We start from the raw sequence: 12,104 nt of genomic DNA, 5'->3' as shown, positions 1-12,104 counted from the left end.
CAGCGTCAAAAAAGCCATGCAAACCTCGTAAAAAATGGATTGTTGATAGTTGTAAAAAATTGAAACGAACCGGGATTATGTTCTATGATGGCAGGCGTTTTTGTCATAAGCGATAGATCACATGCCCAATGCCACTGCCCTGCTCGATGACCCGATACTGGTGGAGGACGAGCTGCCTGCCTTGGGGCAGCACCTGCCGTATTTCCAGCTAGTTAACCGCGAGCTTGAGGACGTTGCGCTGGATGCCTTTGCAGGTCAGCGCAAGATACTGCATTTTTTCCCAGGCATTGATACGCCCACCAGTGCTAACAGCGTGCGTATTCTTGAGCGCATGGCGCTAGATCTGACTAACACCGCCATCCTGCATATTTCACCGGATTTACCATTCACCATGGCCCGCTTCTGCGCCATGGAAAGCCTGCCGCAATGCATGACTTTATCCACCTTGCGTGGCCGCGACATGCTCAAGAATTATGGCGTGCTCATGATGACCAGCAAACTGGCAGGCCTACCTGCACGCGCCATCATCGTCGCGGACGAAAATGACCGCGTCCTCCACGTTGAATTGGTCAAGGACCTGGTCATGGAACCAGACTACGAAGCCGTGCTTGCGGTGCTGCCCGCCTGATTCCCTTACTTTTTATGTGGTTGATTGCGTTGCGCTGACACGTTAAAGTGCTTGTTTAAGTTTTATTCATCACATTTTGGAGAACACTATGTCTAGCGTTACGCTCAAAGGAAATCCGGTCGCGGTTGGCGGTAAATTTTTAACCAAAGGCGACAAGGCTCCTGATTTTCAATTGGCAGATGCCAAACGCAACCTGCTTGGTCTGGATGCGTTTTCAGGCAAGCGTAAAGTCTTGAACATTTTCCCTAGCATTGATACGCCCACCTGCGCCACCTCAGTGCGCACCTTCAACAAGGAAGCCAGTAGCGTCAGCAACACCGTCGTGCTGTGCGTGTCTGCAGACCTGCCTTTCGCACAAAGCCGTTTCTGCGGTGCAGAAGGTCTGGAGAATGTTGTAACCCTGTCTACCTTCCGCGATACAGCCAAATTTGGCAATGATTATGGCGTCCTGATCACCGATAGCAGCCTGGCAGGCCTGACTGCACGTGCAGTGGTTGTACTGGATGAGAACAATCAGGTATTGCATAGCGAACTGGTTGGCGAAATTGCTGACGAACCAAACTATGCTGCTGCCTTGGCAGTCCTCAAATAAGTCAGCAGATTTGAGTAATAAAAAAGCCAGCATTAAGCTGGCTTTTTTATTACTGCTTTTATATTGCTAAAGACCCGTCTTAAATACTTTTAAACGCGCTTGAACAACAAGCTGCCGTTAGTCCCACCAAAACCAAAATTGTTTTTGAGGGCATATTCAATCTGCAAGTCACGTGCCGTGTTAGCACAGTAATCCAGATCGCAATCCGGATCAGGATTCAACAGATTGATGGTCGGTGGTGAAACCTGATGGTAAATCGATAACACCGTAAAGACCGACTCCAGACCGCCTGCGCCACCGAGCAAGTGACCAGTCATCGATTTGGTCGAATTGACTACCAGCTTGTAGGCATGATCGCCAAACGTTGCCTTGATGGCATTGGTTTCGTTGGTATCGCCCAGGGGCGTCGAGGTCCCGTGCGCATTCATGAACTGGACTTGGTCCGGGTTCACCCCTGCGTTTTTGAGCGCGTTCACCATGGAGCGGCGTGGACCGTCCATATTCGGTGCGGTCATGTGATAGGCATCGGCACTCAAGCCGTAACCTGCCACCTCTGCATAAATTTTGGCACCGCGTGCTTTAGCATGCTCATACTCTTCGAGTACCATCACCCCTGCACCTTCACCGATGACAAACCCATCACGGTCTTTATCCCAGGGACGGCTGGCCGTCGCAGGATCGTCATTGCGTGTAGACAAGGCTCGCGCAGAGGCAAAGCCACCGACACTGAGCTCGGTAATGGCGGCTTCTGCCCCACCTGCCACCATGACATCGGCGTCACCATACTCAATCATACGTGCGGCTTCACCAATGCTATGGGTGCCTGTGGTACAGGCAGTCACCACCGCAATATTCGGCCCCTTGAGACCCAACATGATGGACAAATTGCCGGAGATCATGTTGATGATGGTGCCAGGAATAAAGAATGGCGAGATCTTGCGTGGGCCACCTTCGTCATAACTGTCGTTGGTGGACTCAATCAAGCCCAAACCACCAATCCCGGAACCAATGGTCACGCCAATGCGTTCTGCATTAGCGTCGGTCACTTCCAGGCCAGAATCACGGAAAGCCTCCAAGCCAGCAGCCAGACCGTACTGGATAAAAGTATCCATGCGGCGTGCATCCTTGGCTGGAATAAAGTCTTCAGCGTTGAATCCCTTAACCTCACCTGCGATTTGCGAGGCAAATGGGGTAGGATCAAATTTAGTGATACGGGTAATGCCTGATTGACCAGCGACCAGATTGTTCCAAGCGGTTTGGGTACCAATCCCTACTGGAGACACCACGCCCAAGCCAGTTACTACTACTCTGCGTTTCGTCATAATAGAAAATCAGCCCTCTTGCGAGGGCTGATTGAAGAATGAAGTCAATGAATTACTTGAGGTTTGCGTTGACGTAGTCAATCGCTTGCTGCACTGTAGTGATTTTTTCAGCTTCTTCGTCAGGGATTTCGCAATCGAACTCTTCTTCCAAAGCCATTACTAATTCTACGGTGTCCAGAGAATCTGCACCCAGATCATCTACGAAAGATGATGTGTTTTTTACGTCAGCTTCGTTTGCACCTAATTGTTCACAAACGATTTTCTTTACGCGTTGTTCGATGTCGGACATCTAAAATACCCCTTTGTTGATAAGTGTCGTGTACAGTAAACCAGTATTCTAGCAAAACTTGCCAAGAATACCAAAGAAACTAAATATTAAGCGCAGTACATGCCGCCATTGACATGGATGGTTTCGCCCGTGATATAAGCGGCCGCTGGCGAAGCCAGGAAAGCCACTGTCGCCGCGATTTCATCCACAGCCCCCAAACGCCCAAGCGCAATACGCTCCAGCATTTTGGTCTTGATATCGTCAGGTAGTTCAGCGGTCATATCCGTGGCGATAAAGCCAGGCGCCACACAGTTCACAGTAATACCGCGACTGCCGACTTCTTGCGCCATAGACTTGGTAAAGCCAGTCATCCCAGCCTTGGCCGCTGCGTAGTTGGTCTGTCCGGCATTGCCCATATGACCCACCACGCTGGAAATGTTGATAATACGTCCCTGACGCGCTTTCATCATCGGACGCAATACCGCCTGACTCATGCGGAATACGGACTTCAGGTTGGTCGTCAAGACCGCATCCCAGTCTTCGTCTTTCATGCGCATGAGCAAGGTATCTTTGGTGATGCCGGCATTATTCACCAGGATGCTGACATCCCCATACTGCTCGGCAATCTGCTTTAATACCGCCTCAATTTGTTCAGGCTGTGTCACATCCAGCGCCATCCCGACGCCGTTGACCCCAGCTGCTTTCAAATGGGCGGTGATTGCTTCTGCGCCACTGGCAGAGGTCGCCGTACCAATCACGGTGGCTCCCTGCTTGCCCAGGGCTTGTGCAATCGCTGCACCTATGCCGCGGCTGGCGCCCGTCACTAATGCGATTTGTTGGTCAGACATGGTCTCTCCCTTATTGCGTAATCAATGTTTGCATGGCTTCGTCATTGACGAGCGCAACACAGCTCACCTCGGCCACAATGCGCTTGGCTAAACCAGCCAGCACCTTGCCGGGGCCACATTCAGCGGCGCTCAGCACCTCTTGTGCAGCCAGCTGTTGCACGGTCTCCACCCAGCGGACCGGGCTATAGAGCTGGCGAACCAGCGCGTCTTTAATCTGCGCGACATCCGCGTAGGCTGCGACATCGGCGTTATGCAAGACAGGCACAACCGGCGCCTGTACATTCACGCCATTGAGATATTCGCGCAGCTTTTCAGCCGCCGGCTGCATGAGGTCGCAGTGCGAAGGCACGCTGACAGGCAATGCTAGCGCACGCTTGGCCCCTTTCGCCTTGGCTAACTCCATGCCACGCTCAACCGCCGCTTTGTCACCGGCAATGACAACCTGGCCTGGTGAGTTGAAGTTAACGGGCTGCAAGACTTGACCTTGTGCCGCCTCGGTACAAACAGCACGCACGGTATCATCATCCAGCCCCAAGATCGCTGCCATGGCCCCCTGGCCTTCCGGCACGGCTTGCTGCATTACCTGGGCGCGAAATTTTACCAGTGGCAAGGCATCCGCAAACGAAATGGCATTGGCTGCAACCAGTGCAGTGTACTCACCGAGACTATGCCCCGCCATCGCGGTTGGCAACTGGCCACCCAGCGCCTGATAAACACGCCAGGTAGCAATACCGGCGGTCAGCATGATGGGTTGTGTGTGTTCAGTCAGATTAATTTCTTCATTTGGCTCGGTGGCCATTTTCCAGAAATCCACACCCAACACAGCAGAGGCTTCGTCAAAGGTTTGTTTAACGATGGCATGGGCTGCAAGTCCTTGCATCATGCCCACGGACTGTGAACCTTGACCAGGAAAGAAAAAAGCAAATTTAGACATATTGATTCAGTTATTTATTCAGTTAAAACGGTCGTGCAAGCACGGCATGCTTCATTGTTGAACCTTGGTACTGTTAGCACTGGTTAGTACTTTACCAGGACTGAGCCCCAGGTGAATCCACCACCAAAGGCCTCCATGAGCAAGGTATGTCCACGCTGGATGCGCCCGTCACGTACAGCCACATCCAGTGCGAGTGGAATTGAGGCTGCGGAGGTATTGCCATGGCGATCCACTGTCACGACGACTTTATCCATCGGCATTTCCAGTTTTTTGGCCGTTGCCTGCAAAATACGGATATTAGCCTGATGCGGCACCAGCCAGTCAATATCTGACTTTTGCATCTGGTTAGCCTCCAGCGTCTCATCGACGATCTGATCCAGTGTATTGACCGCCATTTTGAACACCGGATTCCCTTCCATCACCACCGTGTCAGGCCCATCAGGATTGCGCGGCACATGTAAATAGGTTTCGTAGTTACCATCGGCGTGGATGTGGGTAGAAAGAATACCGGGTTGCTCACTGGCTTGCAGGATCACCGCACCGGCACCATCGCCCCATAAAATGCAGTTGCTACGGTCGCTGTAATCAGTAATACGGGTGAATGTATCCGCCCCGATCACCAGGACATTGCGGGACTGGCCAGACTTGATGAACTGGTTGGCGGTGGTCAGCGCATAGACAAAGCCACTGCATACCGCCTGCACATCAAAAGCGGGACAGCCGCTGATGCCCAATTTGCGTTGCACCATGGTCGCCACACTTGGGAAAATCTTGTCAGGCGTGGTTGTTGCCACAATAATCAGGTCAATCTGTTCAGCCGCGATGCCGGCCGCGTCAATCGCCTGACGCGCCGCGTGGGTCGCCAGATCGCTGGTACGCTCATCCGTGACGCGGTGGCGTTGTTTGATGCCAGTTCGGGCGTAAATCCACTCATCGGTGGTATCCACCATTTTTTCCAGATCGGCATTGGTCAAAATATGGGGTGGCAGGTAGCTTCCAGTACCTGCAATGCGAGCGTAAATCATTCGTGCGATTATGCCTTAATTGGTTTGAAACACCTAACAAAAAGGGGTTCAGGGTTGCTCGGAGGTCGTCAGATGCTCAATCTCCAACTGCGACTGAATACGCTTGAGGACACCACTCTGCGCCTCTTCCATCGCGACATGAATCGCATGGTAAAAACCGACGCTGTCTGCGCCACCATGACTCTTGACCACAATGCCACGCAAGCCCAAAAAGCTTGCCCCATTATAACGTCTTGGATCTACCCGCTTTTTAAAGGCTTTTAGCACCGGGAAAGCGCCCAGCGCCATTAACTTGGTCAACCAATTACGTTTAAATTCCTGGGTGAGGAACTTACCCATCATATGCGCAAGGCCTTCGGTGGTTTTCAACGATACGTTGCCAACGAAACCGTCACAAACGACCACGTCTGTCGTGCCCTTGAAGATATCGTCGCCTTCTACATTGCCGTAAAAATTCAAATGACTGCCGCGTAACAACTCCGCCGCCTGCTTGACCACCTCATTGCCCTTGATATCTTCAGAACCGATATTGAGCAAGCCCACGGTTGGATTCGGCTTGTTGGTCAGGCAGCTCACCACCATCGCGCCCATAATGGCAAACTGGTACAAATGCTCAGGTGTACAGTCGGCATTCGCCCCCAGATCCAGCATAAATGTACTGCCTTTTTCAGAGGGTAAAGTCGAGGCAATGGCTGGCCGGTCAATCCCGGGCAAGGTTTTGAGGACAAAACGTGCGGTCGCCATCAATGCACCGGTGTTACCGGCACTCACGCAAGCCTGCGCTTCTCCCGTTTTCACCATATTAATAGCCACCCGCATAGAAGAATCTTTTTTGTTCTTCATCGCACTTTGTGGCGACTCATCCATCAACACCACTTCACTGGCATGGCGGATACGCAATCGCGGCCCCGGCTGGACATTCAAGACCTTAAGCTCGGATTCAATTGCCCCTTGCAGGCCGACCAGGATAATGTTTAATTCAGGATTTTCGTTCAGAATTCGAACTGCCGCGGGCACAGTCACATGCGGACCGTGATCTCCTCCCATGGCATCAATGGCAATCACTACTTCATGTGAATGCACGTGTTGACCAGTTGTCATGTGATTTTCCAAGTTTGTTAACTTTGCGCGTTTAAGCGCAGCCATCACAGCGGCTTACGTCAGATACGCAAACGCCGCGCATTTTACTGCGCGGCGCGTTTTAAAGCGGTTCGCTTTAATGTGGCGATTATTCGCCTTTTGCAGGCATCACTTTGCGGCCACGGTAAAAACCGTTAGGACTCACGTGATGACGCAAATGCACTTCACCTGTGGTTGGCTCAATTGCCAAAGGTGGGTTAGTCAAAAAGTCGTGGGAACGGTGCATACCACGCTTGGAAGGTGTCTTTTTGTTTTGCTGAACGGCCATTTAAGTTACTCCAATATCAAACCGCCACACCTCAGGTATCGAAGCTCAATGACAGTTTATAAAACAAACTCGGTTATTAATAAATTAAAAATGCTACCTAATCCAGCATTATAAAATAACTCAGGGACAACTGCAAATAAATCATGCAAATATCGCTTTTCATTGGTTTATTTGCCATGATTCGCGGCATGAACACCCAGCTTACGGGGTTATTTGTCCAACTTCAACTGCTTGAGCACAGCAAATGGATTCGGCTTTTCACCCGCAGACCGCTGTAATTGTGTACACGCTTCTTCATGCATGACAGAAATAGGTAGCGCCATCAACAACTCATCCTCGACCAACACTTCCAGCGACGACTCATCCGTAGATTCCAGCCAATCCACCGTTTCATCTTCTAGCAATGCTTCCGGCGGCTCGTCACAAAGCGCAAATTCAAAGGTCATCTCTAGAGACTCTGGCATGGGCTCAAAGCAACGCTGACACACCAGCGGCAAAGTCGTCTGCAAACTCAGCGCCAGCATAGGCAGCGACACCTCACCAAAATAGCGGGATGACAAGCCTTGCAACCGATAATGCACCTGCATGCCGTCGAGGGCGGCCACATCCGACACCCCTAGCGCTTGCAACGCCTCATGTAACCTGGGCATAGCGCTCAGCGCTAACGCCCCCTCAACGGTTTTTTGCTGCCTTGCCAGCCCCTGAAAATGCGCCATGATCTTTACCAAACAATTCAATCAACTATTAAGCCGGCACTATAACAAACTCAATGATCATTGACGACTAAAACACGGACAAGGCCAGCACTAAAATGACAGGCCTCTGTTTAAGCGCAAGGTTTGTTGTTATAATGACACCGCATCACGCGGCGCTCTGTTCAAGGGCGCACCCATGGTGCCGGTTTGCCTGATCGGCCATTTGTTGCTGTAGCAAAGACGACTCCAAACCACAACCAAATCAACTTGAACCGTTTTATATTCAGTCTCCTGGAGATTGAAAAACTCGGTTGAGTTACTAAAAGACTCTAGTCCTTTTTTCTTGCTTTAAGGGTAATGTGTGTTTAAGAAAATTTTAGTCGCGAATCGCGGTGAAATTGCGGTGCGCATCGTACGTGCCTGCTCTGAAATGGGCATTAAATCGGTAGCTATTTACTCCGATGCTGACCGCCATGCGTTGCATGTTAAAAAGGCAGACGAAGCCTATAACATTGGCTCAGACCCTGTCGCAGGCTACCTGAACGCACACAATATAGTCAACATTGCTGTGGCTGCAGGCTGTGACGCCTTGCATCCTGGTTATGGCTTCCTGTCAGAGAATCCGGAACTTGCTGAAGTCTGCGCACGTCGCGGCATCAAGTTCATTGGTCCTGATGCCGACGTCATCCGTCAAATGGGTGACAAGATCCAGGCACGTAATGCCATGATTAACGCAGGCATTCCTTGCGTGCCAGGCAGTGAAGGCAATCTGGAATCGGTAGAGGCCGCAGTGACCCTGGCCAATAAAATTGGCTATCCCGTGATGCTCAAGGCGACGAATGGTGGCGGTGGCCGCGGAATTCGTCGTTGCGACAACGAGAAAGAGCTGCTCAGTAACTACGACCGTGTCATTTCAGAAGCCAGCAAAGCCTTTGGCAAGCCAGAAGTCTTTCTCGAAAAGTGCGTGGTGCATCCGCGCCATATCGAAGTGCAAGTGCTGGCCGACTCACATGGCAATGTCATTCATTTGTTTGAACGCGATTGTTCCATCCAGCGTCGTAACCAGAAACTGATCGAGATCGCCCCCTCTCCACAACTGACTCAAGCTCAACGTGAATATATTGGTGGTCTGGGCGTGAAAGCCGCTAAAGCTGTTGGCTATGAGAACGCAGGCACGGTTGAGTTCTTGCTGGATTCAGACAATAACTTTTACTTCATGGAAATGAACACGCGCTTACAGGTAGAGCATACTGTGACCGAGACCATTACTGGCGTGGACATTGTTCAACAGCAGATTCGTGTTGCGGCCGGCTTACCGCTGCAATACAAGCAAAGTGAAATTGCTTTCCGTGGCTTTGCCATGGAGTACCGGATTAACGCAGAAGACCCGAAAAAAGACTTTTTGCCCAGCTTTGGTAAAATCACCCGCTACTATGCGCCCGGCGGTCCGGGTGTGCGTATGGATGCGGCGATTTACAGCGGATATGTCATCCCGCCTTACTACGACTCCATGTGTGCCAAACTGACAGTTTGGGCCCTGGATTGGGAAAGCGTGATTGAACGTGGTCGCCGTGCCTTGAATGACATGATTGTCTATGGCGTCAAAACGACCATTCCATACTACCAGCAGATCATGCAGCATCCGGACTTCCGCGCCGCTGATTTCAACACCAGCTTTGTGGAGCAACACCCCGAGCTGACTGAGTACGACGTAGGATTACCCAAAGAGTTAATGGCAGCCGCCATTGCGGCTGCGATTGCCGCCCACGAAGGTATTTGATTAACCCGCATTGCAAGATATTTATTTAGATCGACAAGACTATGAGCAAAATACATGTCACCGAACTCGTTTTAAGAGATGGTCACCAATCCCTGATTGCAACGCGCATGCGCACCGAAGACATGCTGCCGATCTGCAGCAAGCTGGATGAGATTGGGTTCTGGTCTCTCGAAGCCTGGGGCGGTGCAACTTTTGACGCTTGCGTCCGCTTTTTGAAGGAAGACCCCTGGGAGCGTCTGCGCAGCTTGCGTAAAGCCTTGCCAAACACGCCTATCAACATGCTGTTGCGAGGCCAGAACTTGCTCGGCTACCGTCATTACTCTGATGACGTCGTGCATGCCTTTGTCAAACAGGCAGCCGATGCCGGTGTCGATGTGTTCCGTATTTTTGATGCGATGAACGACATCCGCAACCTTAAAACTGCGATTGAGGCCGTCAAATCAGTCAAAAAACATGCCATCGGTACCCTGTCCTTTACGACCAGCCCGGTGCATGATGTGGCCTACTTTGTGAACATGGCCAAAGAGCTTGAGGCGCTGGGCTGTGACAGCATTGGCGTCAAGGACATGGCTGGCCTGCTGACACCTACCATGGCCGCTGAACTGGTCAAAGGTCTGAAGGCTGCGGTCAGCGTGCCCGTACACATGCACAGCCACGCCACCTCCGGTCTGGCCAGTATGGTCTTGCTCAAGAGCGTGGAAAGCGGCGTGGATATTATTGATACCTGCAACTCTTCATTCTCCGAAGGTGCCAGCCATCCGACCACAGAAAGCCTGGTGGCCGCATTGAAAGGCACGGAATACGATACAGGCCTCGATTTAGGCAAATTGCAGGAAATCACCGCCTACTTCAAAGAAGTGCGCAAGAAATACTGGCAATTTGAAAGCGAGTTTACCGGCGTGGATACCCGCGTCTTGGTTAACCAGGTGCCAGGTGGCATGATTTCCAACCTGTCGAACCAGTTGAAAGAACAAGGCGCACTCAACCGTATGGACGAGGTGCTGGCCGAGATTCCGCGTGTGCGTGAGGATCTTGGTTATCCTCCGTTGGTGACGCCCACCTCGCAAATCGTCGGGACACAAGCTGTACTGAACGTATTGACCGGTGGCCGCTACAAGTCCATTACCAACGAAGTCAAAAATTACTTGTTAGGCCAATATGGTAAAGCGCCTGCGGCAGTCAATGCTGAGGTGCGCAAACAAGCGGTTGGCGATGCTGAAGTCATTACCTGCCGTCCAGCAGACTTGCTGCAACCGGAAATGGTCAAGCTGCAGTCCGAGGCCGAGCGCTTTGCCAATAACGAGCAAGATGTATTGACCTATGCCATGTTCCCGGACATCGGTAAAACCTTCTTGCAAGAACGCAATGCAGGCTCATTGAATCCAGAGCCATTGTTGAGCAAAGACGCAGTCACCCAGCAAACAGCGGCCGCCCGTTATGCGCCGAATGAATTCAATATTACCCTGCACGGTGAAACCTACCACATCAAACTGACCGGCAGCGGTCACGCGGGTGAAGAACGCAGACCTTACTATGTCAAGGTAGACGGCATTTCTGAAGAAGTGTTTGTTGAGACCTTGAGCGAAATGGAAGTCAGCGGTGGCGGCAGTAACGGCAGCAAGAAAAAAGCCGCTGCAGTCGCCGCGAGTGGGCGTCCACGCCCTCACCATCCAGGCTGCGTCACCACGGCAATGCCAGGCACGATAGTGACGGTAAAAGTAAATGTGGGTGACAAAGTCAATGCCGGTGATGGCGTGTTGGTGATCGAAGCCATGAAAATGGAAAACGAGATCCAGGCCAGCAAATCGGGCACCGTGGTTGCCATTCATGTGACCAAGGGCGACAGTGTCACGCCAGATGAAACACTGATTGAAATTCAACCTGAATAATTACAATCAACAAAAATCCCTGAAGCAATTCAGGGATTTTTGCTTTTGAGCTGCCTGATCCATGAAACAATCACTGATTCTTGCCTCCTCTTCACGTTACCGTCGTGAAGTATTGCAAAAGCTGCATTTACCGTTTACCTGCCTGTCACCAGAGATTGATGAAACCCCGTTGCCAAATGAAAGCCCCGAACAGACTGCTTTGCGCTTGGCAGAGGCCAAGGCCCGCAAAGTGGCAGAAACCCAGCCTGATGCGCTGATTATTGGCTGCGACCAGGTCGCGACCGTGGATGGTATGCAGATAGGTAAACCTGGTAATCATGCCAATGCTGTCACGCAACTCACCATGCTCAGCGGCAAAGAGGTGGTTTTTCATAGTGCCTTGTGCCTGTATGACAGCCAACGGCAGCACATGCAAGCCACCATCGTGCCCTATTTCGTTAAATTCAAATCCTTAAGTGCCAGCCAGATCGAGACCTACCTGCACCTTGAACAACCTTATGATTGTGCAGGCAGTGCCAAATCTGAAGGCATGGGCATCGCGCTGCTGGACTATATGCGGGGCGATGACCCGAATGCGCTGATAGGACTGCCCTTGATTGCCTTGGTCGAGATGCTGCGACAAGCGGGTGTAGACGTATTATCGGCTTCAACTTGATAGCATAAAACAAAGTCATGTGTTAACTTTTGAACGGCCACTGCGTTTAGGCAGTCTCAT

The 12,104-nt window shown here is 51.5% G+C and carries 13 protein-coding genes; 5 read left to right on the top strand and 8 right to left on the bottom strand.

Annotation, left to right across the window (positions count from 1 at the left end):
• Positions 1 to 121 precede the first annotated feature (121 nt).
• Positions 122 to 628: a thiol peroxidase gene (gene tpx / locus ACT53C_RS12175; RefSeq protein ID WP_476146467.1), complete on the top strand. Its 507-nt coding sequence runs from the start codon at positions 122 to 124 to the stop codon at positions 626 to 628.
• Between the two features lie 88 nt (positions 629 to 716).
• Complete coding sequence (gene tpx, locus ACT53C_RS12170) at positions 717 to 1,220, top strand: thiol peroxidase (protein ID WP_194747678.1); 504 nt, start codon at positions 717 to 719, stop codon at positions 1,218 to 1,220.
• Between the two features lie 89 nt (positions 1,221 to 1,309).
• On the opposite strand, the gene fabF is transcribed toward tpx (ACT53C_RS12170), so the two are convergent.
• The 8 genes from fabF to ACT53C_RS12130 form a co-directional block, all read right to left on the bottom strand.
• Positions 1,310 to 2,542 (bottom strand): beta-ketoacyl-ACP synthase II, encoded by a 1,233-nt coding sequence (gene fabF / locus ACT53C_RS12165; RefSeq protein ID WP_194747679.1) that lies wholly within the window; start codon positions 2,540 to 2,542, stop codon positions 1,310 to 1,312.
• A gap of 52 nt (positions 2,543 to 2,594) precedes the next feature.
• Entirely contained in the window at positions 2,595 to 2,831 is a 237-nt protein-coding gene (gene acpP, locus ACT53C_RS12160) for an acyl carrier protein (RefSeq protein ID WP_018985321.1), read from the bottom strand.
• Positions 2,832 to 2,917: 86 nt separating this feature from the next.
• Complete coding sequence (gene fabG / locus ACT53C_RS12155; protein WP_275355353.1) at positions 2,918 to 3,658, bottom strand: 3-oxoacyl-ACP reductase FabG; 741 nt, start codon at positions 3,656 to 3,658, stop codon at positions 2,918 to 2,920.
• A 10-nt stretch (positions 3,659 to 3,668) separates the two neighbouring features.
• Complete coding sequence (gene fabD, locus ACT53C_RS12150) at positions 3,669 to 4,592, bottom strand: ACP S-malonyltransferase (RefSeq protein ID WP_476146464.1); 924 nt, start codon at positions 4,590 to 4,592, stop codon at positions 3,669 to 3,671.
• Between the two features lie 83 nt (positions 4,593 to 4,675).
• The gene (locus tag ACT53C_RS12145; protein WP_228518732.1) at positions 4,676 to 5,617 is read right to left on the bottom strand and encodes a beta-ketoacyl-ACP synthase III; all 942 of its coding nucleotides are present in this window, start codon (positions 5,615 to 5,617) and stop codon (positions 4,676 to 4,678) included.
• 48 nt (positions 5,618 to 5,665) lie between these two features.
• Positions 5,666 to 6,718, bottom strand: coding sequence for a phosphate acyltransferase PlsX (gene plsX / locus ACT53C_RS12140; protein WP_476146462.1), 1,053 nt, complete (start codon positions 6,716 to 6,718; stop codon positions 5,666 to 5,668).
• 127 nt (positions 6,719 to 6,845) lie between these two features.
• Positions 6,846 to 7,025, bottom strand: a complete 180-nt coding sequence (rpmF, locus tag ACT53C_RS12135) for a 50S ribosomal protein L32 (RefSeq protein ID WP_018985326.1) — start codon at positions 7,023 to 7,025, stop codon at positions 6,846 to 6,848.
• Positions 7,026 to 7,234: 209 nt separating this feature from the next.
• Positions 7,235 to 7,741, bottom strand: a complete 507-nt coding sequence (locus tag ACT53C_RS12130) for a YceD family protein (protein ID WP_476146459.1) — start codon at positions 7,739 to 7,741, stop codon at positions 7,235 to 7,237.
• Between the two features lie 340 nt (positions 7,742 to 8,081).
• Between ACT53C_RS12130 and ACT53C_RS12125 the strand changes: the two genes are divergently transcribed.
• The 3 genes from ACT53C_RS12125 to ACT53C_RS12115 all read left to right on the top strand — a co-directional run bounded on the left by ACT53C_RS12125 (position 8,082) and on the right by ACT53C_RS12115 (position 12,044).
• Complete coding sequence (locus ACT53C_RS12125; protein ID WP_275355359.1) at positions 8,082 to 9,500, top strand: acetyl-CoA carboxylase biotin carboxylase subunit; 1,419 nt, start codon at positions 8,082 to 8,084, stop codon at positions 9,498 to 9,500.
• A 41-nt stretch (positions 9,501 to 9,541) separates the two neighbouring features.
• Positions 9,542 to 11,389: a sodium-extruding oxaloacetate decarboxylase subunit alpha gene (gene oadA, locus ACT53C_RS12120; protein WP_476146457.1), complete on the top strand. Its 1,848-nt coding sequence runs from the start codon at positions 9,542 to 9,544 to the stop codon at positions 11,387 to 11,389.
• 61 nt (positions 11,390 to 11,450) lie between these two features.
• Positions 11,451 to 12,044 (top strand): Maf family nucleotide pyrophosphatase, encoded by a 594-nt coding sequence (locus ACT53C_RS12115; protein WP_476146455.1) that lies wholly within the window; start codon positions 11,451 to 11,453, stop codon positions 12,042 to 12,044.
• Positions 12,045 to 12,104: the final 60 nt, after the last annotated feature.

It is taken from the genome of Methylophilus sp. DMC14 (assembly GCF_056314085.1).
Note: the sequence above shows the minus strand (reverse complement) of the source record. Positions and strands in the feature narration are given on the sequence as shown.